General features: G+C 43.5%; 28 protein-coding genes. 12 read left to right on the top strand and 16 right to left on the bottom strand.

Going from position 1 to position 25,793, the window contains the following annotated elements:
- The first annotated feature begins 31 nt into the window (after window positions 1-31).
- From gndA to BK026_RS06325, 9 genes are all read left to right on the top strand, one after another.
- Window positions 32-1,585, top strand: coding sequence for an NADP-dependent phosphogluconate dehydrogenase (gndA, locus tag BK026_RS06365; RefSeq protein WP_071817525.1), 1,554 nt, complete (start codon window positions 32-34; stop codon window positions 1,583-1,585).
- A 122-nt stretch (window positions 1,586-1,707) separates the two neighbouring features.
- The gene (gene msrB / locus BK026_RS06360; protein ID WP_177247935.1) at window positions 1,708-2,112 is read left to right on the top strand and encodes a peptide-methionine (R)-S-oxide reductase MsrB; all 405 of its coding nucleotides are present in this window, start codon (window positions 1,708-1,710) and stop codon (window positions 2,110-2,112) included.
- Window positions 2,113-2,705: 593 nt separating this feature from the next.
- Window positions 2,706-4,151, top strand: a complete 1,446-nt coding sequence (locus tag BK026_RS06355) for a glyceraldehyde-3-phosphate dehydrogenase (protein ID WP_071815078.1) — start codon at window positions 2,706-2,708, stop codon at window positions 4,149-4,151.
- 191 nt (window positions 4,152-4,342) lie between these two features.
- The gene (locus BK026_RS06350) at window positions 4,343-5,479 is read left to right on the top strand and encodes a M14-type cytosolic carboxypeptidase (RefSeq protein WP_071815077.1); all 1,137 of its coding nucleotides are present in this window, start codon (window positions 4,343-4,345) and stop codon (window positions 5,477-5,479) included.
- A gap of 113 nt (window positions 5,480-5,592) precedes the next feature.
- Complete coding sequence (locus BK026_RS06345) at window positions 5,593-7,251, top strand: sodium:alanine symporter family protein (protein WP_071815076.1); 1,659 nt, start codon at window positions 5,593-5,595, stop codon at window positions 7,249-7,251.
- Between the two features lie 219 nt (window positions 7,252-7,470).
- Window positions 7,471-7,797, top strand: coding sequence for a zinc ribbon domain-containing protein (locus tag BK026_RS06340; protein WP_014949837.1), 327 nt, complete (start codon window positions 7,471-7,473; stop codon window positions 7,795-7,797).
- Window positions 7,798-8,091: a YeaC family protein gene (locus tag BK026_RS06335; RefSeq protein ID WP_071815075.1), complete on the top strand. Its 294-nt coding sequence runs from the start codon at window positions 7,798-7,800 to the stop codon at window positions 8,089-8,091.
- Window positions 8,081-10,927 carry a DUF349 domain-containing protein gene (locus BK026_RS06330; RefSeq protein ID WP_071815074.1) on the top strand — a complete coding sequence of 949 codons (2,847 nt, stop codon included), beginning with the start codon at window positions 8,081-8,083 and terminating at the stop codon, window positions 10,925-10,927. The genes BK026_RS06335 and BK026_RS06330 overlap by 11 nt, the downstream gene beginning before the upstream one ends.
- The gene (locus tag BK026_RS06325) at window positions 10,928-11,143 is read left to right on the top strand and encodes a hypothetical protein (RefSeq protein ID WP_071815073.1); all 216 of its coding nucleotides are present in this window, start codon (window positions 10,928-10,930) and stop codon (window positions 11,141-11,143) included.
- Window positions 11,144-11,280: 137 nt separating this feature from the next.
- Here BK026_RS06325 and BK026_RS06320 read toward each other — a convergent pair whose 3' ends face one another.
- The 13 genes from BK026_RS06320 to BK026_RS06260 form a co-directional block, all read right to left on the bottom strand.
- Entirely contained in the window at window positions 11,281-11,475 is a 195-nt protein-coding gene (locus BK026_RS06320; protein ID WP_014949833.1) for a hypothetical protein, read from the bottom strand.
- Window positions 11,476-11,513: 38 nt separating this feature from the next.
- Window positions 11,514-11,690: a DUF1328 domain-containing protein gene (locus BK026_RS06315; protein WP_014949832.1), complete on the bottom strand. Its 177-nt coding sequence runs from the start codon at window positions 11,688-11,690 to the stop codon at window positions 11,514-11,516.
- A gap of 245 nt (window positions 11,691-11,935) precedes the next feature.
- The gene (locus BK026_RS06310; protein WP_256253698.1) at window positions 11,936-12,583 is read right to left on the bottom strand and encodes a DUF2490 domain-containing protein; all 648 of its coding nucleotides are present in this window, start codon (window positions 12,581-12,583) and stop codon (window positions 11,936-11,938) included.
- A gap of 168 nt (window positions 12,584-12,751) precedes the next feature.
- Complete coding sequence (locus BK026_RS06305) at window positions 12,752-13,396, bottom strand: phosphoribosyl-AMP cyclohydrolase (RefSeq protein ID WP_071815071.1); 645 nt, start codon at window positions 13,394-13,396, stop codon at window positions 12,752-12,754.
- Window positions 13,397-13,542: 146 nt separating this feature from the next.
- Complete coding sequence (locus BK026_RS06300; RefSeq protein WP_071815070.1) at window positions 13,543-14,112, bottom strand: hypothetical protein; 570 nt, start codon at window positions 14,110-14,112, stop codon at window positions 13,543-13,545.
- Window positions 14,113-14,145: 33 nt separating this feature from the next.
- Window positions 14,146-14,403: a hypothetical protein gene (locus BK026_RS06295; RefSeq protein WP_071815069.1), complete on the bottom strand. Its 258-nt coding sequence runs from the start codon at window positions 14,401-14,403 to the stop codon at window positions 14,146-14,148.
- Between the two features lie 40 nt (window positions 14,404-14,443).
- On the bottom strand, window positions 14,444-14,968 hold the full coding sequence (locus BK026_RS06290; protein ID WP_071815068.1) for a hypothetical protein: 525 nt from the start codon (window positions 14,966-14,968) through the stop codon (window positions 14,444-14,446).
- A 15-nt stretch (window positions 14,969-14,983) separates the two neighbouring features.
- A complete protein-coding gene (locus BK026_RS06285; RefSeq protein ID WP_071815067.1) occupies window positions 14,984-15,313 on the bottom strand; it encodes a DUF883 domain-containing protein in 330 nt (109 codons plus the stop codon).
- Between the two features lie 175 nt (window positions 15,314-15,488).
- Entirely contained in the window at window positions 15,489-17,555 is a 2,067-nt protein-coding gene (locus tag BK026_RS06280) for a response regulator (protein ID WP_071815066.1), read from the bottom strand.
- Between the two features lie 11 nt (window positions 17,556-17,566).
- Window positions 17,567-18,019, bottom strand: a complete 453-nt coding sequence (locus tag BK026_RS06275) for a response regulator (RefSeq protein ID WP_071815065.1) — start codon at window positions 18,017-18,019, stop codon at window positions 17,567-17,569.
- Entirely contained in the window at window positions 18,009-19,523 is a 1,515-nt protein-coding gene (locus BK026_RS06270; protein ID WP_071815064.1) for an ATP-binding protein, read from the bottom strand. Before BK026_RS06270 ends, BK026_RS06275 begins: the two co-directional genes overlap by 11 nt.
- A gap of 3 nt (window positions 19,524-19,526) precedes the next feature.
- On the bottom strand, window positions 19,527-19,751 hold the full coding sequence (locus BK026_RS06265; RefSeq protein ID WP_071815063.1) for a hypothetical protein: 225 nt from the start codon (window positions 19,749-19,751) through the stop codon (window positions 19,527-19,529).
- Between the two features lie 15 nt (window positions 19,752-19,766).
- Window positions 19,767-21,098 carry a sigma-54 dependent transcriptional regulator gene (locus BK026_RS06260; RefSeq protein WP_071815062.1) on the bottom strand — a complete coding sequence of 444 codons (1,332 nt, stop codon included), beginning with the start codon at window positions 21,096-21,098 and terminating at the stop codon, window positions 19,767-19,769.
- Between the two features lie 474 nt (window positions 21,099-21,572).
- Between BK026_RS06260 and BK026_RS06255 the strand changes: the two genes are divergently transcribed.
- Window positions 21,573-22,178 (top strand): exopolysaccharide biosynthesis protein, encoded by a 606-nt coding sequence (locus BK026_RS06255; RefSeq protein ID WP_071815061.1) that lies wholly within the window; start codon window positions 21,573-21,575, stop codon window positions 22,176-22,178.
- A 6-nt stretch (window positions 22,179-22,184) separates the two neighbouring features.
- On the opposite strand, the gene BK026_RS06250 is transcribed toward BK026_RS06255, so the two are convergent.
- On the bottom strand, window positions 22,185-23,105 hold the full coding sequence (locus tag BK026_RS06250) for a LysR family transcriptional regulator (RefSeq protein ID WP_071815060.1): 921 nt from the start codon (window positions 23,103-23,105) through the stop codon (window positions 22,185-22,187).
- A 409-nt stretch (window positions 23,106-23,514) separates the two neighbouring features.
- Between BK026_RS06250 and BK026_RS06245 the strand changes: the two genes are divergently transcribed.
- On the top strand, window positions 23,515-23,835 hold the full coding sequence (locus BK026_RS06245) for a helix-turn-helix transcriptional regulator (RefSeq protein ID WP_071815059.1): 321 nt from the start codon (window positions 23,515-23,517) through the stop codon (window positions 23,833-23,835).
- A gap of 44 nt (window positions 23,836-23,879) precedes the next feature.
- Here BK026_RS06245 and BK026_RS06240 read toward each other — a convergent pair whose 3' ends face one another.
- Complete coding sequence (locus tag BK026_RS06240; protein WP_256253697.1) at window positions 23,880-24,662, bottom strand: PRC-barrel domain-containing protein; 783 nt, start codon at window positions 24,660-24,662, stop codon at window positions 23,880-23,882.
- A gap of 153 nt (window positions 24,663-24,815) precedes the next feature.
- On the bottom strand, window positions 24,816-25,172 hold the full coding sequence (gene maoP, locus BK026_RS06235; RefSeq protein WP_071815058.1) for a DUF413 domain-containing protein: 357 nt from the start codon (window positions 25,170-25,172) through the stop codon (window positions 24,816-24,818).
- A gap of 407 nt (window positions 25,173-25,579) precedes the next feature.
- On the opposite strand from maoP, the gene BK026_RS19630 reads away from it, so the two are divergent.
- Entirely contained in the window at window positions 25,580-25,747 is a 168-nt protein-coding gene (locus tag BK026_RS19630; protein WP_177247885.1) for a hypothetical protein, read from the top strand.
- Window positions 25,748-25,793: the final 46 nt, after the last annotated feature.

Genomic DNA, 25,793 nt, shown 5'->3' with positions numbered 1-25,793 from the left:
GCCCAGCCATCTGAAATGTGAGGGTGTTCCTATGCAAAACAAAGGTGGTAATTCGCACGATAATACGCAGTGTGACATTGGTTTTATTGGTTTAGGGGTAATGGGTAGCAACCTTACCATGAACCTTGTCGACCATGGCTATCGCGTAGCTTGCTTCGACTTAGACCAAAATAAAGTAGACGCTATTCTAGCTAAAGATGCCAGTGAGCGCGCAGAGGGCAGAGCGCCCCGAGTCGAAGGCTGTAGTTCTTACACGGAGTTGTTAAGCAAACTTAAAGCCCCTCATCTTATTATTATTTCTGTCCCTGCCGGTGACCCGGTTGACCACGTTTGTAACCATTTAATCGATGCTGGCATTCATGCTGATGATATTGTGGTTGATACGGGTAATAGCCTATGGACAGACTCAGTTGCGCGAGAAGAGCAGTATAAAGGGAAATTTATCTTTTTCTCTACCGCTGTCTCTGGCGGTGAGGTAGGTGCACGGTTCGGACCATCGCTAATGCCGTCAGGCAATCCTTATGCATGGACACGTATTGAGCCGGTGCTAAAATCTATTGCAGCGAAAGTCGACCCTGAAACAGGCAAGCCGTTAGAAAGCCACACACCGGGAGAGCCTGTAACAGACGGAGAGTCTTGCGCAACCTATATTGGACCGGTTGGCGCGGGACACTACGTGAAAATGGTGCACAACGGAATTGAATACGCCGATATGCAGCTCATATGCGAGACCTACCACGTAATGCGTCAGGCGCTGCATATGGCACCCGCAGAAATTGCTGAGGTGTTTCGCCGATGGAATGAAGGTAAGCTGAACAGTTACCTAATGGAAATTAGCGCTGAGGTACTTGACCAAATGGATCCGGAAACCCAACAGCCACTCGTCGACGTGATACTCGATAGGGCAGGCCAAAAGGGGACGGGTTTATGGACCGCAGTGAGTGCTTTGCAGGTAGGCAGCCCTGCTCAGACTATCACTTCAGCGGTTTTTGCCCGCAGTATTTCAAGTTTGAAAGATGAGCGTTTAGCTGCAAGCAAAGTGCTTTCGGGCCCTGATGCAACAACGTTTAGCGATGATGAAAAAGTATCTATAATCAATAAACTAGAGCAAGCTCTTTACTGTTCAAAAATATGTGCCTATGCGCAGGGCTTTCAACTGATGGCAATGGCCGGCAAAGAGCACGGTTGGACACTTGATTTTGGCGAGATAGCGAAAATTTGGCGAGCAGGTTGTATTATCCGCGCAGTCTTTTTGCAATCTATATCGAAGGCGTACGAGAAAAATGAAGAGCTCGACAATTTGCTTCTAGACCCTTACTTTGCCGAGCAAATTACACAGTTTCAGGCGGATTGGCGCGAATCAATCGCCAAGGCGACGCTTGCAGGTGTGCCGTGTCCTGCAATGATGTCTGCATTAAGTTACTACGACTCTTATCGTACAGCGGTATTGCCTGCTAACTTATTGCAAGGGCAGCGAGATTATTTTGGTGCTCACACTTTTCAGCGTGTAGATAAGCCGGCAGGTAAAAAGTATCACATTGAATGGAGTGATCCAGCAAGGCCTCAAACTGCTATCAAAAAATAATATTTGGCAGCGGACGAAACGCGAACCGCTGTGCCAAAGTACGTTGAAAAGGTGTATTTGAAAACAAATACACCTTTTTTGGTTATGTGAGGTAATTTATGTCAAAAGTTGATGGGCTTACAATGAGTGATACAGATAAAAACTGGCGAGCAACACTTTCTGATGACGAGTATCGGGTTTGTAGAGAAGCAGGCACAGAACGCCCTTTTACTGGCGTGCTGCTTGATGAGCAACGAGACGGTATTTATGTGTGTAAATGTTGTGAAGCGCCTTTGTTTCCATCAGAGACAAAGTTTGACGCTGGCTGTGGTTGGCCTTCATTTTACAAGCAGCTTGACGAGGGAAATGTAGACTACAGAGAAGATCTCTCACACGGTATGCGACGTGTAGAAATTTTCTGTAAGCAGTGTCATTCACACCTAGGACACGTTTTTCCCGATGGTCCAGCGCCAACGGGCCAGCGTTATTGCGTAAATTCATTATCGATGACGTTTAAAGGTGAGGATGACTCAGTGATTAAAGGTTAATGGCTTGCCAATAGTAGATCCTCAGAGAACCGAGCTCATTCAAAGGTAAACATCTGATTAAAAAATAACCTTTAAGGGCTGTAAAACTCAGCCTGAAGCGAAAAGCCGTCTAAATATGACGGCTTTTTTGCTTTTATTCATAAAAGAAAAGTGTAATTTCATTTCAAAATAAAACATGGAGAGCGCAAGCTACTTCCCAAGGTTATACCGATGTTTGACGGACAATAAGGGCGTAGCGGTGACGCCAGTATCGTCACGATACGCTAAATTGAAAAATAATGTCCCTAATATACTTTTATTAATGCGTAGAACATGATTAATTCATTTGCATTGTGACCGTTTCTTAAAACAGGCCACGACATTGCTACTCACATTTGTTGGAAAATTACCAAATAAATTGAAGCTTAACCGCAAACTCAGCAGGGTTTTGAAACTTATCAACAATTTGGTCATCTTCTGTTGTTTATCTAGAATAATGCTCGTCATCGCCGGACGGATACTCACCGTATGTGCCCTACAACAATAATACAGCTGGCGTGGACTAGCGGTGCAGTAGCACCACAAAGTTAACTAATATCGATGAAGGCAGAAGCATGAATCAACAGTTTGAGCAGGAATTACAAAGTAGCTGGCAGGAGCGTCAGGAATACGCGGAAATGATGTTGCCCCTTATTGGTAAACTGTACCGCAATAAAGCGGTTGAAATTTCGGTTTACGGACGCTCGTTACTGAACGCTAGTGCGATTGATATTATCAAAGCACATCGCAAAGTGCGTCTGCATGAAGGTATTAAGTTACGCCTACGCGAAAGCTTTCCAATTCTAGAAGCGTTAAGCAACATGAAGCTTGCGCCTGCACAAATTGATATTGGCAAACTCGCATTCGACTTTCACTACGGTTCAGCGGTCGACAACAACGACCTTACGGCCTACCTCAACGAAAAACTAAACGACGTTGCCGACAAAGAGGACGATCAGAAACCTCAGGACGTTGTACTTTATGGTTTTGGCCGTATAGGTCGTTTACTCGCTCGTTTGCTTATTGAGCGTCAAGGGAAAAACAACAAGCTTCGCTTGCGTGCCATCGTAGTTCGAGGTGGACGCGACGGCGACTTAGAAAAGCGTGCTAGCTTATTGCGTCGCGACTCAGTGCATGGACCATTCAATGGCAGCATTACCGTGGATCACGAACGCAATGCGCTAAAAGCAAATGGCTCATACATTCAGGTTATCTATGCTAACAGCCCGGATGAGGTTGATTACACTCAATATGGTATCGATAACGCCATTATCGTAGACAACACGGGTATTTGGCGTGACCGCGATGGCCTTGGTCTTCACCTTAAAGCCAAAGGTGCGGCGAAAGCTATCCTTACTGCACCAGGTAAAGGCGACATTAAAAACATCGTGCACGGTGTGAATGATGAAGAAGTCACACCAGAAGATACAATTGTATCTGCTGCAAGCTGTACGACTAACGCGATAACGCCAGTGCTCAAGGCGCTAGACGAAGAGTACGGCATTGAAAACGGTCACGTTGAAACCGTTCACTCTTATACCAACGACCAAAACCTTATTGATAACTACCACAAAGGCGACCGCCGTGGACGTAGCGCACCGCTTAACATGGTTATCACCGAAACGGGCGCAGCGAAAGCGGTAGCCAAAGCGTATCCTAAATTGGCGGGTAAACTGACCGGTAATGCTATTCGCGTACCTACGCCAAACGTATCGCTAGCGATTTTAAACCTAAACCTTAAAACGCCGGTAGACCGCATTGCGGTTAACGAGTTCTTACGCGACACTGCGTTATTCTCTAAACTTCAGCATCAGATAGACTACACGGCAAGTAAAGAGATTGTATCTACAGACTTAGTCGGTTCTCGCGCTGCTTCTGTGGTTGATTCTCAGGCAACCATTGCTGCAGACAGCCGACTTACGTTATACGTGTGGTATGACAATGAGTTTGGCTACAGCTGTCAGGTGTTGCGCGTGGTTCGTGATATGGCCGGGTTAAGTTTCCCAACCTTACCACTATAACGCAGCGCAGTGTTGGTAACGCCTCTCTGACAGCGCAATTTCTGCTGTATAAAAAACCGACCCAAGTGGTCGGTTTTTTAGTGGTGTAAACTTTTAGTATACTTCAAATAGAATAAAACCGCTGAGTGCGTGGAATTTGTGTTTACGTCTATGCTAAATTAGCGCGCAAATAATGAGGAAAACGACAGTTTATGCATATTTCCAGTCAATTCGACAGCGGTAACATTGAAGTAGTTAGCGCACAATCACCTGACGATATTCGTCTAGCCATCCCTAATGACAACCAATCTGAATTTGCACAGTGGTTCCATTTCCGTTTAGTGGGTGAAACGTTTGTTACGCACACAATGACTATTGGTAACCTGGCAAAATCAGCGTATCCAGAAGGTTGGAAGGGATATAATGTTTTAGCGTCTTACGACCGTCAAACATGGTTTAGAATTCCAAGCGAATTTGATGGTGATAACCTTACGTTCTCACTGACACTAGAGCAGCCCAGCGTTTACTTCGCGTATTTCATTCCTTACAGCTATGAACGGCATCTCGATCTTGTTCACGACGCACAAATGTCATTGCTTTGTGAGCATAAATTTTTGGGCCTTACGCTAGATGGCCGTGATATGTCTATGCTGGTTATCGGTGAAGAAACACCAGAAAAGAAAAAGGTGTGGATTACGGCACGTCAACACCCTGGCGAAACCATGGCCGAGTGGTGTGCAGAGGGAATAATTTACCGTTTGCTTGATGAGCAAGATGGTTTGGCGCGACAGTTGCTTGATAACGCTGTGTTCTACATTGTGCCAAACATGAACCCTGACGGCAGTGCTCGCGGTCACCTGCGCACTAACGCTGTAGGAACTAATCTTAATCGCGAGTGGGCAACTCCATCGAAAGAAAAAAGCCCGGAAGTACTTTACGTACTTAACGCAATGAGCGAAATTGGTGTAGATATGTACCTTGATTTGCACGGTGATGAGGCATTGCCGTACAACTTTGTAGCAGGAAGTGAAGGTAATCCTAGCTACAATGACACCATCAAAATGCTAGAAAACACGTTTAAAGATGCGTTATTAAATGCAACGCCTGAGTTCCAAGACGAGTTTGGTTATGATAAAGACGAGCCGGGCAAGGCTAACCTAACCGTAGCGTCAAATGCAGTGGGTGAGAAGTTCAAATGTATGGCATATACGGTTGAAATGCCATTTAAAGACAACGCAGATGTACCAGACGATATATACGGTTGGTCGGTACAGCGCAGCCGTCAATTAGGTGAAGATTTACTCATTGGTGTAAATGCCGTTGTTAAAAAGCTGACAACGTTAGCGTAATAAAAGTATAAACAGAGAGCGTAAGCTTTCGCGTAAGAGGCCTCGACAACATGAGGCCTTTTAGTTATTTAAAATAAAACAACAATTAAACATAATAAAAAAGGGGAATAACGTTGGAAGGTTTATATGGTTTTCTAACTATGCTCGATGGATTTTTAGGAGGCGCGTTCTGGTTTCCTTACGTTCTATTAGGCGTAGGTCTTTTCTTTACGGTTTATCTTAAATTTCCACAAATTCGTTTCTTTAAGCACGCTTGGCAGGTTGTTACCGGTAAGTTTGATAAAGAAAGCGATCCAGGCGACACCACCCATTTTCGTGCACTCACAACTGCGTTGTCTGGTACCGTAGGTACGGGTAACATTTCAGGTGTAGCGTTTGCAATCTTTCTGGGTGGTCCAGCAGCACTATTTTGGATGTGGGTAACGGCCTTTTTGGGTATGACAACCAAATTTGTAGAAGTTACCCTTTCACATAAATATCGCGTGAAGACAGAAGACGGCACTATGGCTGGCGGACCCATGTACTACATGGACCGTCGTCTTAACATGAAGTGGTTAGCCGTCGCGTTTGCTATTGCAACTGTAGTAAGTTCATTCGGTACAGGCAACCTTCCGCAGAGTAACGGTATCGCGCAAAGTATAGAGGCCACTTTTGGCTTCGAGCCTTGGATGGTAGGCAGTGTGCTGGGTATTCTTCTTGCTTTAGTTATTCTTGGTGGTATTCAACGTATTGCAGCGTTTACAGCGCGGGTTGTACCAGTTATGGCGGTTATCTACCTTATAGGTGCACTTGCCGTTATTTTTGCAAACTTAGAAAACATTGGGCCTTCATTCGCTGCAGTTATTGGTGATGCGTTCACAGGCTCGGCTGCCGCAGGTGGTTTTTTGGGAGCGTCGCTAGCTTATGCGTTTAACCGTGGTGTTAACCGAGGTCTGTTTTCTAACGAGGCTGGTCAAGGTTCGGCACCTATCGCTCATGCTGCAGCAAAAACAAAAGAGCCTGCGTCAGAAGGCATGGTCTCACTGCTTGAGCCCTTTATTGACACTATTCTAATCTGTACTGTTACAGGTTTAGTTATTTTGTCATCTGGCGTGTGGAAAGAAAAACACGAAAATGTATTCGACCGTTCAGACATGTACTTTGTTGCAGGGCAATATGACGATTCGAACCAAGACGATGTAAATCAGCTTTATGGTTATTTGAACGAGATTGAAGGTAACAGTGTAGAGCCTTATACTGGCTCGATTACGGTTGTTAACGGCACAGCGGTTAGTGATGGCTTTACGCTACTTAATTCTCGTTCTGTAGCAGAAGACGTGAAGTATGCAGTAGGCAGTGAAGATTTGTTCACCGGCACGCTAAAAGTTGTAGATGGTAAACCAGTCAAAGAGAACCTTGAAGTGAGCGGCAAGTCGCTGGTTCACTCAGCTGCGCTTACCACCATTGCCTTTACTCGTGGTTTCTTTGGCGACTTCGGCCAGTATATCGTATCGATTGGCCTTATGCTGTTTGCTTTTTCAACAGCCATTGCATGGTCTTATTACGGCGACCGCGCGATGACATATTTGTTTGGTCCTCGTTCAGTAATGCCATACCGTGTTATTTACGTTGCCGGTTTTGTTTGGGCTGCGTTTTCTGACACTACGCTCGTTTGGGCACTTTCAGCTGTAGCTATTGTAGTAATGACGTTGCCAAATCTGTTCGGCATTATGTTACTTTGCAAAGAGATGAAAGAGACCGTTAACGACTATTGGACGCGACATAAAAAATAAGGTGGGCCATAGATAAACAGGCTCTATAAAAATGCGTAGCGGTGCACTTTGAACAAAAGTTAACACCCTGCGCATTTTTTGCTTTATAGCGACAGGGATAATCCACAGAATCGACTTCATTGTTGAGATGAACTTAAGTATGATACCCGTCCGCGTAAAAATGCTCACTCGCTCAATAGCGCATTTTCATCTCGCATCCAAGAAATATAGGAGCAACATATGGCATTAGTTGACTGTCCTTCATGTAACAAGAAAACGTCTGACAAGGCGAAGACATGTCCTCACTGCGATTTTAAAATCGGTGACGCAACCTCAGAAGATATAGAGCGTAAACAAAGCTTACAAAGATTTAAAAAGTTAGCGAGTATCCAGAACCAATCTCTTCTTGCTATGCTTATATTCGTTGCCAGTTTTGGCTTTATGTATTGGGGCGGAACACGCCCAGGTGATTTGCAACACAATCTAGCTATTTTGGGCGCTGTGGTTGGCTTTGTATGGTACTTAGTAAACCGTGCGCGAATTGTTTACATTAAGCGTTTTTCCTAAATGAATATAGAAGCATTATTAACTAGTATGACGCCGGAGATTTACGAGCGTCTGCGTCAGGCCGTTGAAACGGGTAAGTGGCCTGACGGCACTCCGTTAAATGAAGAGCAGAAAGCAAGCAGTATGCAGGCCGTTATGCTTTATCAAGCAAAAATTGAAAAGTCTTCTGAGCATATGACGGTAGGCGAAAGCGGCGAAATCGTACATAAAAGTAAAGCCGACTTTAAACGCTCTCTTAACAGTGAGCTAGACAGTGAAAATACAATAGCGCGGTTTAAACAGGATGATATTTAGTCGTATATTTACGCCTTCACACCAGAGTTCCAAGCCTGAAAAGCGGATGCAGGCAATACAAACACTTTCGCCAGACAAAGCCCAAGAAAAAACTATCCTTCACGAACTGGCATTCAATGATGACAACGCAGACGTTAGTATTGCTGCGCTAGATAAATTGAATAGTTTCGTTTTATGGCTAAAAATGTCACAGCTTGCTAAAAACGCAAGGTTAAAAAAAGTGGCTGAAGGTCGGGTTTATGATGCTCTTATTGGAAAAGGGGCGTTACAGCTCTCGTCGCAAGAAAAAGTCTCTTTTTTAACTGAAACGGCTTCGCTCGAAATCTTGGGTGAATGGGGGCCAAAGATCCTTGAACATGACTCGCTTCTTTCAAGCGATGAATCGTTGTTAAGCGCTCTAATAGCAAAGATAAATAAGCCGAGCTTTACCCAGTGGGTAATCTTGAATGTAGGTAATAACGACTTCAATCTTAAGTTGGTGAATGAAGAAACAAATGCCGCGTTCCTTACAAAACTCGCTAAAAAAGTGACCGAGCATAGTTTAGCTGAAAGCATTGCAAGTAGAATAGAAGCCATTAAACAGCTTCAGCAACAGCCAATAGAGCTAAAAAAGCAATTTACGCTATGTTTATCGAAATATCAGGCGTTGTTGGAGAAGTCTGACATTGGTTTATTAGAAGAAAAACAGCAAGCATACGAGAAAGAGTTAACCCTTCTTCATGAGCGTAGCGCAATCCTATCTGCTGCTGAACGCGTGGAGTTTGACCAGAAGCATCAACGCATTGCTGAACAGGTGTCGCGATATGTAGAGCGATTGCGTCCCCAGTGGCAAGCAGAGCAAAAAGCTGCTGAACTTAACACTACTAAAGCCCTCTGTGAACAACAACTAGTTAATGCTACAGAACAAGTAAATTGGCTGTTCAATGAAAGGTTGTGTGAGGCAACGCTTAACGATGTCGCTATGGCCAATGAAACGGTAAGAGAGCTTGAAGCAACGTGTGAGCGTCTATTGAGTTTGACTGACGACAAACTTGCTAAACAAGCAATAGACGGTGTTTCAACAGCAATTAATGCGTTAAATAAAAAGCTAGATGATTTTTCAGCGCAGCAGCAGTTTGGTCAAAAGTTGTCGTTTGGGGTAGAGGCGCTGGAGAAGGCTTCTCAAGCTATAGTAGAAGCTAGTGAACAAGACGATGGTGAACCGGACGCAAACTTGTGGGACGCCTTTGAAAGCGCAAAAGCGCAATACAACCGTGTTTGCGCAGAGCTACTCGTTGTGCCAAAAGACTTGAAAAGACGTTTTAAAAGTGCAGTTGACCGTGTAAGCGAAGTGGTACGCGCAAGAAAAGCGAAAAGCCAGGCGTTGGTAAAGCAGTTTCGAAAGAACATCAATGTTGTAGATAGACTTATTGAACAAGGAAAGTTTCGTATAGCACTGTCGAAGTTTGCAAAACTAAGCGAGAGCTATGAACAGTTAAGCGACGTTGAAAAGCAGGCAATGGCCAAGCGTTATGAGCAAACAAAAGAATCGGTGGAGCGCCTAGAAGGGTGGCAGACTTATTTGGCTGCGCCGAGAAAACCCGCCTTGATTGAAGAGGCTAATGCGCTTTCACAAGAAAACGCGGCGAATATTAAACAGCGTAGCGACGCGATAAAAGTATTGCGTAAGCAGTGGCAGTCATTAACTTCAGTATCATTAAATGACGAAAATGATATTGCATTGCAAAGGCAATTTGATGATGCGCTTGAACGGGCCTTTGAGCCTTGCCGAGAGCACTACGCCATGCTTGATGCACAACGTAAAGAAGCAATCGATAGCCGAAAAAGTGTGATTGAGTCTGTTCGAAGACTCGATACTGAACAGCCATTGATTGAGTTAGCGAAGGCGTTCGATCGGGCAACAAAAAAGTGGCATAGCGCGGGGCACGTCGACAAAGAACACTATGCGTCACTAAAGCAAGATTGGAAGTCCGTTTCTTTACCCATCCAAAAGAAAATTAACCATTGGCAAATGGAAAATCAACGCATAAAACGTGAACTGATCGACCAAGCCAATGCCTTAAAATCAAACGATGATATTGTTTCTGCTGCAGCACAGGCGCAAGAGCTTCAGACTAAGTGGAAAGAAGTGGGACATGCAGGAAAGCGCGAGGAGAGCCAGCTTTGGAATGCGTTCAAGCGTGCCAACGATGATGTGTTCTCGCGATTAAAATTAGAGCGCAACGAACGCAACAAAGCTACAAATGATTTAGTGGAACGCTTAATTGATACTGTTAAAGCAATAAGTCCAGATGAAGAACATGACAACTACGAAGCAAAGATTGATGATGTTAAATCACAGCTTGAAGCGCTGCCAAAACCTCTACATAAAAAAGTAGAAAGAGAAATAGCGCGGCTTGAAAGTCGTCGTTACGAGCTTAAAAGTAATACAGAAAAGCGCAGTTTACGCGAAAGAGTGAATGCACTATCGCAAATAATTCTAAGCCGTGATGACAGTATTGTAGATGAAAGTCAGGGGTTAAAGGATGTGCTTGGACGACGCTGGGCAAATGCCGTTGCGCAAGCGACAGCGTCCAGTCAGCATGGGTACGACAGACATTGGTTGACAGTCGCGCTAGAAGCGTCTGTCGATTTACCTAGTCCTTCTTCAGACACATCACTTCGTTCAAGTGTTCAACTGCAAATGATGACCGCCAAGTTAGAAAAAGGCGAGGCATTAGCGCCTGATGAACTTCTCTTTCAATGGTTAACTGTTGACACCCTAGACACCATTGAAGATAGCTTTGCGCGCCGCGTGGTCGCAGTCATCGAAAAGTATCCAGAGGTGGTAGCGTAAATGGAGAACAGTGTTGAGTTTAAATTTGACACAGAAATGTTGGCGTATCGGTTTTTAAATACAGTAAAACACATCGATGCTGATGGGTTAAAAGTAAAATTTGGACGCACAGATCATCATGTCGCCATTAGATATCGATACGTGGTTAGTGAGTTTGACAGTACACTGTCTACACTCGACGATTTGGCAAGAGAATTGGGTGGGGAAGAGGTCTGAAAACAGTCCGAACAGGTATTCCAACTCGCTCTTTTGAGTGGGCAATAATCTACGCGGGCCAATAGAGCGCTGGTGCGCGAATACAAATAAAAAAGGTCATACACGTCAGTGTATGACCTTTTTGTATCTAGCATTGCTTAACAATCTTTATCTTCTGCATCAACGCCTTCTTTTACATCTTCACAAGCGTCTTCTACAGCGTTACCCGCATCGGTAACAATTTCGTCTAATTCTTCACCAGCATCTTCCGCCTCGCCGTCTCCGCAAGCCGCAAGTGAAAGTGCAAATGCAGATGCCACTAATACTTTAGAAAGATTTTTAAATGAAAACATATCCTTACTCCTTTTTCCTACTTAAAACTGTATATGTCCTAGGCTCTTGGTGCTCTACCACGTAACGCGTTTGCGATAAGTGAGATTACTAGCAACGCGATAAACACAAAGAAAAGAAACTGTGCGATACCTGTTGCTGCACCTGCGATGCCGCCGAAGCCAAAAACTGCTGCAATAATGGCGATGATAAAAAATGTAATTGCCCAACCTAACATAACTTAATCCTCGTATTGCTTCCGTTACTGTCGAAGTAGAATATGCTAACTCTGTGCCTGTTTTTCAAGTGATTGAAATATATGGTTATTTATATGAGTTTACGGTTTTTATTAGGCTGTGTCTGCAGAAAGTGAACGTCACGATTACACGTACGAATGCATTTTTTACATGACTGAGTAAGGCCCTTCTTGCCACATACTTTTGCTGAGAGTGTGCTTAAGGGCCTTGTGGGGAATTTTAGTTCTTACCAGCTGCCGAAGAACGTGAGAGCGAGGTTGTGGTTTGTTATGGCGTCGGGGTTGTTTCCTGGCAATGCAATGTGGTTATTTAAGTATCCCATCTCGACACGCCAATTTTTGGAGAGGCGATAGGCCGGCCCCACGTAAAGTCTGTTTTGATCAAACCCGCTATTTTGGCCCCAGTCTGTGTCATTCAAACCAAAAAATACCTCGTCCCAAATGACCATTGACCATTGCTCGTTTAACGGTTTTGACCATCGTATAAATTGTCTAAATCTATAGCCGGTATCATCGCCCTCATCGTTTCTGAATCGCTGCTCCAAACGGCTCCTTCCAGAAACGGTTCCGCCCATAAACTGGTTTAACGAATAAGTAGCTTGCTGCCATACCCTGTCTTCTTCAATGGAACCGTTGTCTGAGTTTATTGTTACTCTTGCAACACCAAACCACAATGTCGTGTCTCTTGATAATTTGTAGCCGACCCCTGGACGAATAATAGAGACGCCTAGACGGGATGCGTCATCTTTAAAGCGTAAATGACCGTCAAACCAAAATTGCCATTTGCCATCATCATCGGCATCTCCAGCAAGTGCAAGGGCATTCCACGATTGAAAATCTGAATCGGCATGTGATTTAACAATGCCAGTTGTCATTGTCACCACAAGTAGTAAGACGCAATGCGTCAAAATTCGTTTTGCGCACATAATGTTTTCTCATTGAAAATAAAAAAGAGGCAAGGCGAAAAGGAAAAGAACGCCTTGCCTGTAAAAGGAGAGGTTGTCGCCCCTCACATTTCTTTAAAAAGAGGGGCAATAGTCTATTTAGTTGCCGTTCGGGTTGTAAGGAAGTGATGATTGATGAGCCACAATGCGTAAGTCGCCGTCGCTATCTTTCACATAGGCAAACGTGTATTCGACCTTCGTTTCACTGCCTTTTGTGTCGGTGAAAAAGTAATTACCCATCGCGACCGCCATGCGACAGCTATTGTTTATAATACCAACGTTGTCGAATTTGACGTTGGTGTAAGGTTTAATAGCAAAGCCTTTATCTTCCGCGTAGGCATCGTTTCCACCCACAAAGTACGAGAGCGCCGCGTCAAAGCTCGATCTAAATTGGTCGTTAGCCGCTAGGGTAGGTTTGAAAAGTACACTGCTTAAGTCGTATCCGTACATGTCCTGTATGAAGTCAGCCGCTTCGTTTGAGTAATTCCCTTTTTCACTGTACACCTGACCAATGCGAACAATTCCGTCGCCCCACATTTTTTGTGCTGTGACAACTTCTCGTTCGGTAATGCACTCGTCTGAATAGAGCAGAGCATTGTCTAAGGCGTCTGCCTTGAGCACTGGAGCTCCTGCCAATGTTGCGCTGTTTACTTGTGGTTTAGCTACAGCACTGCATCCCGACACCATCAATATTGCAGTGATTGCTACGGTTAGTTTGTTAGCTGTTCTGTTAAGCGTTGTCATAGTATGACTCCTTAAAAAGCATGATTGCCTAAGTTGAAAATGTCGAAAAACCAATGTTTTTCAATTCATGCTTTAAAGGATATACATCAATGATGAAATGCACTTTTGTGCCACATTAAAAACAGATTAACAGGACATTAATATTACTACTTTTCCTTCGGAGGAGACGCTAAAACTTCATTTACACTAAATACCGACTTAGTAAATGCGTTTTCACTGTTAGCCATATCCACAATAATAGAAAAATAAATATCATTTATCTGTTTTGTTATTACGTCATTGGTGGTACTGGCTGCCATGGGTTGCGCTACCTCTTCACACCCCGACATGGTGCACTGCTGATTACTCGGAAGGGAAACCGTTGGCTTATCTCGGTTAACAATTTCTCTAGCAATGACGGGCTTTCTAACTACGTTTGTTCTTACAATTGAAAGATGAGAGAAGCCTTCGCTTTGCGCAATTTCTGCTGCGCGATATAGCGTAAATTGCTGTACTTTATCGGCTGGTGTTTTGTCGGTTGCTTTAAACTGAATTCGGTATTGGTTCTTGCTAATTTTTTCGCTTGAGTACCCATAACCTTGCTTAGTGCTGGCAGACTTATAGGGGGTGGGCGATGCGGTAGGAGCCGACACGCATCCGGTAAGAACTAGCGTGGTCGCCAAAGTGATAGACAGTGCCAGTCGCTTGCCATTTATTTTTGTTGGTGAAGACTTCATAAAGCATCCTTTTACATCAGTAGGTACAAATTTTTATTGAAAAAGTGAGAACAATGCGGTTCTGCCTAAAGACAGAAGTGCCTGGTTACGTTTAGCACGAGGCTTTGCGTCTACAGCACCTTTATAAGCACCTGCAGCGGAAATTGCTAGCAGTACCTCAGGTTTTCCCATGGCTAACTTACATTGGCGCTTCGCCTGTAAACGCGCAACGTCAGCATGATGTTTTTGTGCAAAATAAGCATGTTCTTTTTGAGCGATGTCGTGCATAGCCGATGTTAGAAAAATATTCACAGTGTATTGCTCCCTTAACGCAAAAGTGATTCAAAATGGACTAGAGCGCACGTTCGATTAGCCTGATTATTCGATGTAGGCTAACGTATTGATAGGCGCTTCTTGCAAATTTGAAAAGCGACAGAGCAGTTGCAAAGTTAAGTACTAAAAGGCTGGCTCCGGTTAGTGATAGGCTTAAGCCTATCTCATACAAAATACTGCCAATAAAGAAGTTTAGAAGTAGCCAGCAAACTGTGCCAACCGCAAATGCTGCTAAGCATGCAAAAACAGTGATACAAATACTTTTCTTTATAAGCATAACTTCGCTGTTTGCGAGGTCAAAAAATGCGATGCTCTGTGCTTTTCGCTGGTCTACGGCGTATTTTATTGATTCAAAAAGTTCACTGAATTTAGGGTTTGGGTATTCGTTGTCATGTGATGACGGCGCGCGCTCTGCGTTCTCATGATCGCGCGCGGACGCCTTATGAAACCCTGTGCCTTCCGCCTGCTCCTTTGGAGGTGTCAGGCGGAAGGGATTTTCATGACTCAAGCTAAAGCTTGCCTTGTGAAAATCAGGTAATTCCATTGATTACTACTCGCCTTACTTTTTACGGAGCAACGACGTTACAAGCATGCCAGCGGCAAACGCGATGCCTGCCGTTGCAACGGGATTTTCTATCGCGTATTTACGCACTTTAGATGCTTGCCATTTTTGCTCGGCTAGACGCTTCCTTGCTGACATATTCTGTGCCGACGAAGACGCAGATTCGCGAATGTTCTGTTCTGCAATACCAGCACTATCTGCAAGTTTATCTACCGAAGCATGGAGCGAAGCTTTGAGTTGATCAGTAACAGGGTGAGAAGGGTGGTTAACACCATTTGCACTGTTAGTCTTCGTTGATTGATTCTTCGATGACGTTTGCGTAGCCATAATACTCTCCTTAATATTGTTGGTTCAAGTAAGAAGGTGCAACGCGTATACCAATCATCGCCATAACCCTAACGATTTGATATTTATGCATAAATTTTCGGTGAGTGTTTTGTTTTAAAAAAGATTGAGGCTAACGCTGCCCGTTTCTTTCATACTTTTGTAAATATTTCTTAACCTATTCTTTGCTCATGATCTCAGCGAGGTCATCTTTTGTAACGGGTTTCAGTAACGCATTATGAATACCTATTTTCGACATGCTTTCCTGGTCTGCTTCATGACCACTGACAATGGTAATCTTTGCGTCAGGCTGCACCTTTTTTATTTCCCCTGCGAGTGAGTAACCATCATAGTCAGGTAGGGTCAAATCCATTAGAATGTTGTCAAAACCACTGTTAGCTGCAATTTCAAGCGCATCGCTGCCACAGCTGGCAATTGTTACCTGATGTCCTAAATGCGATAAAAACAACTGCAACAGTTCGGCAGCATCGTCGTCATCTTCAATGACCAAAACTTGGTTTCTTTCCTTAACAGATGCCTGCTGAGCACTCTCTAAGGCTGTGTCTTTGTCGCCCGAGCGGCGTGTGTTTAATTCAGGTGCATATGGTTTTTCCAGTGGCATATCGGCAATCTGATTTTCGACATTAGTAAAGGTCACATGGTCACCAGGTGGCAAATATTGTGCTAATAAGTTAGCCAGTGCAAAACGGTCAATTGGCTTACCGATAACGTCGTTAAACCCTTCTCGAATGAGAGACTCCCGTAAACCTTTTCGACTGGCGGCGGTAACAGCAATAACTGGAATATTTTTACCATGTCGTCTAATAGCATGGAGCGCTTCAATACCGTTCATTACCGGCATATGAATGTCCATTAACACCAAGTCGAACGGTTGATTATGTTCGTCTGCCTGCAATACTGCTTCCAGCGCTTTAACGCCGTTCTCAGCGTAACTGATTTCTGCTTGAGACTGACTAACCAAATGACCTGTTAAACGCCGAATTTCACGTAAATCATCGACGATCAAAACTCGCCCAGTCACATCAAGGTTTATGCTGCTCGACTCGACCGGCTGTAACTGTCCAAGTTCTAACTCTACTCTGGGTTGCTCAGTTATATCACCTGGTAGTATGTCAAACGTGAATGTACTGCCTTCTCCCATTCTAGAGGTGACAGCAATATCTCCACCCAGTTTTGTAACCAATTCTTTGCAAATAGCTAACCCGAGACCAGCGCCGCCGTGATTTGCTCTCATTACATCTTCAATTTGCTCGAATGGTTGAAATATATTTTGCAGCTTGTCAGGTGGCATACCGATACCCGTATCGTCTACCGAGAAGCGAAGTAACGGCGGTGTGCCCTGATGATGGTTCATTTCATGCAGCTCAATGGTAAGCGTGATGCTGCCTTTGTCGGTAAATTTTACGGCGTTTGAAATAAGGTTCAACAGTACTTGGCGTAGTCGAGTAGGGTCGGTGCTAATAAACTCAGGGATTTTGGTTTTTGAAACAACATGTAAACTGAGGCCTTTGTCTTTGGCATTCAACTGCATTAATGAATGAATATCAGTTAAGAACGCGGATAGATTTATAGATTTTATGTTCAATTCGAGTTTGTCCGCCATAATGCGTGACATGTCGAGAAGATCATTAAGTAAGCTAAGCAGATGCTTACCATTTGAGTGAATAATTGACAGCTCTTGCTGAAACGGGCTGTTGCGAGCATCGTCAATAAGCAACTCTGTATAGCCTAGTATTGAAGTAAGCGGCGTTCTTAACTCGTGGCCTAAATGAGCAAGGAACTTATCTTTCGCCTTATTTTTTTGCTCAACTTTATTGCGTTCTATCCTTTCATTTTCAATGTCGCGTCTGACCATCGCATAGCGAATAGTTCTCATGAAACGCGGTGATTCAATTTCGGCTTTTTGCAGATAATCCGCTGCACCAGCTCGCATGACCATTTCGTCGACGGCGGCGTCTGATTGCCCTGTAAGAATAACGACTGGCAAGTTTATCTGATTCGATTTTAGTGCGCTTAGCACGTCAATCGCATTCTCGGCGCCCAGTAAGTAATCTAATAAACATAAATCAAAGCGCTGTGTCTTGAGAGATTCCACAGCATCTCGACTGTTGGTCACCCAAGTTAGTTCGAACTTCGGTGATTCGCATTGCGCAAGGTAATCAGAGGTTAAGAAGTAGTCATCTTCATCATCCTCAATCAATAATACTTTTATAACCTCCGACATCCACTACTCCGTTATTCGTGCGGTAATTCTACGAATTCAATCCAATAACGACCCAGCGCGCGCATTAGTTCGACCAATCCTTCAAAATTTACTGGCTTCGTAATGTAAGATGCACACCCTAAATCATAACCTCTTAGCATGTCTTCTTCTTCTTTCGATGTCGTCAAGATAACTACGGGTATGCTGCGAAGTTTCGGGTCGTTTTTAAGTTCCTGAAGGGCTTCTCTTCCATCTTTTCGAGGCATGTTTAAGTCGAGAAGAATAAGACTGGGACGAGGTGCTGTAGCAGGATCTGAATATTTTCCTTCATGACGCAGAAATTCAAGTAGCTCAACGCCATCTTCTACACAAAATAAATTGTTCAGCACGCGGCTTTCTTTAAGCGCATCAACAGTAAGCAAACGATCATCTTCATCATCATCTGCCATTAAAATATTAATAGGTTGTGTTTGTTTACGCGTCATCTTGTGTTTCTCCATTATTATTGTTTGTTCCAAAAGGTTCGCTATCGATAGGCAATAAGATAGTGAACGTAGCGCCATCTCCTTGAGAGCTAGCAGCTGTAATTTGTCCGTTGTGGCGCTCTACAATCCTTCTGCACACAGCGAGGCCAATTCCGGTGCCTTTGTACTCCGCTCTCCCGTGTAGACGTTGAAAAGGCGCGAAAATCTTCTCTGCAAATGCTTGATCAAACCCAATGCCATTGTCCTTAACCTGTATTTTCGCCCATTGATATTCTTCTGAAAGTAAAACGTCGGACGTTTCTTTGTTACTAGGAGTAGAGTGAGTAATTAAAACCTTGGGCGTAACACCTTCTTTTTGAAACTTCAGTGCGTTTGAAATTAAGTTGAGAAAAAGCTGTTCCAGCTGTGACTTGTCTCCGCGCAGTTGGGGGAGTGTGTCAATGTCTACCTGTGCCGATTTTTCTTCAATCGCAATCTCTAAATCGCTGACGACACTTGCGACCGCTTTATTGAGGTCGACATCAACAAAATCTTTACCACGGGTTGACACGCGCGAGAAAGCCAGAAGATCTGAAATTAACATCGACATCCTTTCAGCCGCATTGAGCATTCGGGCTAAGAAGTCTTGGCCCCTTTCATCAATGACATCTGCATATCCAGACTCTAGGCGGTTGCCAAAGGCACGGATTTTTCTTAGAGGCTCTTGTAGGTCGTGGGATGCGACAAACGCAAAGTCTTCTAACTCTCGGTTACTTCTGGCAAGTTCATCGGAATATATGCTGAGCTCTTGTGTACGTTCCGCTATTCTGGATTCCAAATCTTCGTTAATAGCCTCAAGATCTGCTTGGTACTTTTCATGTTCTCTGGAATTTATTTTTAACAACAGAAAAACCGTTATGATAAGTAACAAAGTTGTTGCTGCAGAAATGATTAGCGTGTTGACAGAATCCCTTCGAAGGCTCATTAAGTTTGCTAAATGCGTGCCCTGCATGTCTCTTTCAGACTCATCAATTTCGCGAAACAAAGTTTCAAATCGACGATACAACTGAATGCCCTTATCGCTATGAACCAAATTTACGGCTGTTTGCTCTTTTCCCTCTTTGATGAGTTCGACGACTTCGATTACCTCGTTAACTTTTTGCTTAGTAAGAGAGAGAAGTTCGCCTATGCGTTCAGATTGATTGTTGATATCAGAAGAAAATGAACTCACTTCTACTTCATCCATCAATTCGCTGATTACACCTAGGGTTTCGGTATAATCAGCAAGATAATTATCGTCCTTGGTAAGCATATATCCACGCTGTCCAGACTCAACCCTTAACACCGCAACATGTAGACGATTCACTGCATTTATTACACGGTTGGTAGTAAACAACCGTGCCTCTAAGGCAGATAAATCGTTAAGTGTACTTACCACATAAAACGAATTAGCGGTAATGACGACTATCACCAAGACAACTAAGATGATCCAGCTGTAAAGGGATGAAAGTACCTTTGTTATCATCGTTTATTCCGAAATATTGTCAGCGAAAACTGAAGTCATCTCCGTCAGCGTGTTGCTGCAGTCTTTAGCGCTACTTATTATTTTATCTAACGACGCAAGCGCCTTCTCGGGCGGTACTTCGCCGTTAATAGCCATCTTAACCAGCTCAGCTTGCATCGAAATTCTATTAAGAGGTTTTCGCGCATCATGCACAAAAACACTCATTTTCGAAAACTCGTCTTTTGTCATACTCACCTCGCCAAACTAGTCTTCTTTGCTTAAATCACCGTAAGCGTGGAGTCGGTTATAGAGCGTTTTAGTGCTTATGCCCAACATATCAGCTGCCATTGTTTTGTTTCCGTTAACTTTCTCCAATGTCGCGTAGATGAGCTCTTTTTCTACATCTTCAATGGTTCGACCTGCCTGAAGGGCAGGGGTCGTGCTTTGTTTTTGTGCAAAAGGAGACTCAATTGTTTTTGGCAGTTCAATATCACTTTGTTCAGGGTCGCTCATTATTGCCGCGCGGTGAACAAAGTGACGAAGTTCACGTACATTACCTGGCCAATCGTAAGCTTGGAGGGTATCAAGCTGACCTTCTTTCCATTTAAAGTTCGCACCATTGTCTTTGTTAAATTCGTCAATAAACGTTTTTGCTAGTAAAGGAATATCTTCTTTACGTTCCCTTAAAGCCGGAATGGTAATGGGGAACACTGCCAGGCGGAAATAGATGTCTTCGCGTAGCACCTTGCTTTGCGCAATCTCTTCCATAGTACGGTTTGTCGCAGAGACTACGCGACAGTTAACTGGAATTGTTTTCGTACCCCCCACTCGGATGACCACTTTATTTTCTAGTACTCTAAGAAGATTAGGCTGCATGTCTATCGGCATTTCTGTTATTTCATCGAGAAAAAGAGTGCCACCTTCAGCTTGTTCAAATACCCCTTCTTTGCGCCCTACCGCACCGGTGAAAGCACCTTTTTCGTGACCAAATAGTTCACTACCTATCAATTCTTTTGAAAAAGCGCCACAGTTCGTCGCTATATAAGGACCCTCACTTTCCGACGCGCGGTGAATAGCCGCTGCAACAACTTCTTTACCAACACCGCTTTCCCCTAAAAGCATTACGTTAGCACTGGTTTTACTCACCCGAGAAATGAGCTTATACAGTTCTTTCATTATTGGAGATTCTCCAATGAGGAGATCGAAGTGTTTTTCTATCGTTTCTTTCTCGTGGGCATGTTCCTTTGGCTTACCACTTAGAACAGCTTCAATTTCTTCACGTTGGATCGGTTTAACTAAATAATCGATGTTTGGGCCACAAAGCCCTTTAATTACCCCTTTTACTGACGGATGCCCAGTGATAAGGGTTATACGGGGGCGCTTTGGAAGTGCGTCGAGCTCATTAAACAAGTGTGCGCCACTTCCATCCGGTAGCATAAAATCAAGCAGCACATGGTCAAATGTTTCTTTTTCTAGCCAATCTCTCGCTTCGGCAAGTGTCGCGGCAGTAAGTACTTCATGGCCCAGAAATTCAATTATGGTACATGCAACTTCAGTAAATTCTGTATCGTCATCGACTAATAATACGGTAAGCACTTTGATTTCCTTTTCTAGACATTCACCAAGGCACACCGTAAATGTGCCGGTAGGTCTGATTTGTTATATACGTTTGCTAACATTACCTTTTGATTGTAAATCAATTTATTGACGGTGTTGCTAGTTCTTTGCTGTAAAAAATACTTAGTGAAGAAAATATACGAAATATCAAACCTTTCAGATTGAATATTGTAAACCTTTCACCATACTGTGAAACTTGTACAGCAAAAAGCATTCCTTTTTTCTATATAATTCAAAGAATTGTGCTGTGGCATATATTTCGCTTTGATTTGTTTTACAAAGACAGTGCGTCTGTCTTGCGAATCTAGCCTTTTCGTTTTGCTTTTAAAGCAATAACGCGTTGAGTTACTTGGTGACAAGTCACATTCAATCGAAGTGTAATTGCAAAAGGGCTGCGAGTCTGTTGGGTAACTATTTATGTGACTAAAATCTTAATATAGAAAGGGAATTGGCATGTGGGTTAGAAGATCCGAACGTTCAATGACGCTGTACGAACTGCTTGGCAAAATGCAGCCGCGCACTCGTCAAGACGTTTTTGTATTCTCCCAGTTTTGGGATGTGATGGAAAAACGGGGTTTTGGGCCTATGTTAGCACTCCCTTCGTTTATTGCGTGTACACCGATTGGTGCTATTCCTGGGGTTCCTTCTTTAGTGGGTGGGACAATTTTACTCATTGCTTTGCAAATATTACTCGGCCGTCGTAATCCGTGGCTCCCGCAAAAAGTACTAAACCTAGAATGCGACGCAGACCAACTGAGAGTAATGGTGGAAAAAGTAAAGCCAACTGCGGTTCGTATTGACCGGTTTCTAGTACCTCGCTGTTTCTTTATGAAACAACCGGTTTCTCGTTCACTGATTGCGCTTTGCTGTGCTGGTTGTGGTTTTGTAATGGTTCCGCTGGAGTTAGTTCCCTTTATGGGGCTGGTACCTGCGTTTGCTGTTCTTATTATGGCCATAGGAATGACCACAGATGATGGTGCGGTTGCGTTGGTTGGCGTTTCTATCTCGCTTTTGGGATTTGTGTTCGGAGCGCAAAGGCTCGCTGCGGTCCTTGCCTAACCCTTTTTAGCGCCCTAAGCCATCCATAAAGGCAGACGTCGGAAGGTTCATTGTTTGATAGCGGAGCTCTCCAATAAATGCCCTTGCGGCAGGACCTAACGCATCACCATCTTCAAATGAAAGGTACAGAAGCGCCTTTCGCAGTGCAGCGTTGTTATCAAGTGGCAAAGGGATCAGTGTTCCATCTTCGATTTGTTTCCCTATTATCGCAATAGGGAGCCACGCAAACCCAAGCCCTTGAGCAATAATATCTAAAGACGTTCTAACATGGCTTACTGTCCACCGCTGCTCAGCGCCTAACCAACCGACATCAGCCTTGCGTTCTGCGGACGAGTCTCGTACTACAATTTGCCGATGTGATTTTAAGTCCTCAAGTGTCAGTGTCCGACCAAGCTGATGAAGAGGATGGTTTGCATGTGCTACAGCCGCGAACTCTATCTCACATAAGTCTTCGCTGAAGCCGTTGGGAAATTCAAAAGGAGAAATCCCTAAATCTACTTTACCTGCCGAAAGAAGTGAATTTGCTCCACTTAGCACCGTTTCTTCTATTTCTATCCTAAGAAGAGGATATTCTGCAGAGACTTTGGCAAGAACATTATAAAGTAGCTCTGATGGAAAAATGATGTCAACGGCAATTCGAAGTGTGGTTTCTGTACCTGCCTGAAGACTCGACGCAACGGCTTCAATTTTATGAGCTTCGTTGAGCAGAAAATCGGCGCGACGGTACATCAACTCACCTTGTTCAGAAAGCTTTACTTTTCTTCCAACATTTTCAAATAGCGTTACACCGATAGCGCTTTCAAGCTTTTGCACGGCATGGTGAACGCTTGATTGACTTTTGTGTACTTCTGCGGCAGCTTGGTTAAAGCCACCAGCATCAACAACCGCTTTGAACATTCGCCACTGTTCTAATGTTGACTTAAGCATCTTACGCCCTTGATTTAACGTATTTCTCGTCACTACATTAAAAAAAATTGATGTTATTTACCAGCAATTTCATTGACCACACGGCAACGAGCTGCGGTCCGTTTTTGTCTTATGCGCTCTAATTTCAACAATTTTAGCCAATTAAACCGTTACTGATGGTTGGCTCACCGCATGCCTTACTATGGCTGACAACACTGAGGTTTGCCTCGATATTCTCTATTGTATTTACTACAACAATTCACATTTCTATGCAGCGTCACTGTCTGTCATTTTCCTTCGCTTTTGAAACCTTTTAACGCGCTACCGTTAAATTCATCGCATAAATTGGCAAGTTAACAATATTTCTTATACTTTTGTATAGTAACTGAGTTATTTTGCTGTTGGATTATTTTACAGATAGGGAGTGCTTATGTCCGAGGATATGGTAATAGGTTCAGGTGATATAATGGAGCATGCAGCGGAAGCTGAAATATTTCTTAAGCAGTTTGCAAACAAGACGCGCCTGATGGTGCTATGTTCCTTGCTCAAGGAAGAAAAATCCGTAACAGAGCTCTTGGAGGTTATAAGCGTATCACAGCCAGTAATTTCACAGCATCTTGCGTTATTGCGTGAAGCCAAAATGGTAGCAACGAGGCGAGATGGGCAGACTATTTACTATCGTCTTGCCGATGAAAGGGTCAAGCGTCTAATCGCGCTTATGTATGAATTTTTTGTAAGTGGTGCTAATTGATAACGCCAACGCTCGTGCTAACGAGCGTTGGTTATAACTACCAATTAGTCTCTAATTGCTTGCAAGATTGTTGATACGTAATCAGCGTCGTTCAATTTCTCTTCCTCTATTTGGGGCCTCGCCTCAAGTTCATCATGGCTTAAATCAATGTCGACACAATGAGCAGCCCAATCTATTTGTTTTATGTCACACGGGAGAAGCGCTAGCCGTTTCCCTCCTGGCAACCAATTGTTGGTATCAACAATGAGCAGAATGATTTTCCAGCTTTTTGTGTCGACGATGAAGCTACTTATGTGACCTAAGTTGCCGTTCGTTGTTGCGATTTCGTAACCATTTATTTCATTGCAAGCACGAAGGTGGTTTTCCATGCTGACATTGTCTTTAGTTTCAATAGTTTGCTGCGCGTCCACCAATTCGTTGGGATGTGCAAATTCTCCCCACGCACCTGGACCAACCCAATAATAGCCATAACCAAAATACTTGAACAAACTTTCTTCGTATTCGCGAGAGACGGGTTTGTGTTCATCAATCGAGGGGCTGTTTTTAATCGTGTTTACCGACATGCTGATGTGTACCATTTCATCGTCGACATTTATCTTTGATACTGATATCGGAGAAATTACAACCTTTCTACTGAGAGGCAACCATGTGTTTGTGTCCGCTACTAAATAACGAACAACAAAAGTTTGGTCGTCAAATAATATGTCTCTTACGCCACCTATTGCGTCATCCGTTGCTTGAATTGAGTAATGGGTCAATTGTTTTGAACTGATTATCATCTCAACGCCTCCGTTGCTTGGGCTGGTTTGAAAGTAATATGAATGCATAGTCGCTATCATTGATAGCGTTAAGTGTAGCCATACCTAAACATTTATTCATTTTGTTCTATCAGAGTCACGTAAGAGATCAATAATCAGTACAAACAAAAAAGCTCACCAACGGCGAGCTTTCACAAGATAGCGCTTGTTACGAAAGAAATACTAAGCTACGTCAAATTCTTCATCTGAGAAATCGTCATCATAATCTGACTGATTGCTTGCACTGCTGTGCAGCGTGTAAAAGTGTTTTTTACCGCGAGCTAACCGCACATATTTAGCCCACGCTTTTTCTAAATTGTTACTTGGCTCTACGTTGCCTTGGATAAAACTTACAAAATGTGATTCATCTTCACTTTCCGGCGAGAGTTCTCCACTTTCTAACCCGAGTAATGTCCTGCCGTAATTCGTAAGGATATCAGCCTCGGTTATACTAAAGTCACCAGACTTTCGAAATCCGTAAGGAAATTTCTGGCGGTCGATATACGGTTTTGCTGATAATCGAATTGCTAATGTCTTCATGTTGTACCCAACGAAATGTAATGTTCAGCGCACTTTTAAAAGAAATAAAAGGGAAGATAAAACAAAAGTTTTTTTCCTTATCAATAAAAAATTTTTTATTAGCACGTTACGCTTACAAAACAAGCAAAAAGCGCTAGGAATAAGCATGCGCGATTAGCTTAATCTTTGATTTGATATTTAATAAAGTGTTGATTTTTTAAGGGCTTAAGTTGAGCTGGTGCGTGTTTCAGCTGTACGGCAAAACATAGATTTTTTATAAATACGTCCGATGAACGTTAACCTTGCGAGTTCGTTATACTCAAATTTACAATCCATCAAAATTTCTTATCGCAACGATGATTAAAAATCGTTTTCTATTTTTAAGCTAAAGTCAATAATTGAAGAGTGTTAACAACCAAGAGAAGTCAATGAGTAAAGACTATCGTTACCAGCGCGATGAATGGGACCCGGTAGAAGAGGAAGACATTCACGCTAGAAAGCCAAATGCCAAACGTCAGAATAATGTTAAGGCAAAGCAAAAGCGTGATTTGCAGCGACGTGAAAAGCAGCGTCGATTGCAACACGAAGATTATTAACCCGTCGAGTTGGTGAAAATTTGATTAAGCGTGCCGTTTATGACGG

Source organism: Alteromonas sp. V450 (assembly GCF_001885075.1).
GTDB lineage: Bacteria > Pseudomonadota > Gammaproteobacteria > Enterobacterales > Alteromonadaceae > Alteromonas.
Note: the sequence above shows the minus strand (reverse complement) of the source record. Positions and strands in the feature narration are given on the sequence as shown.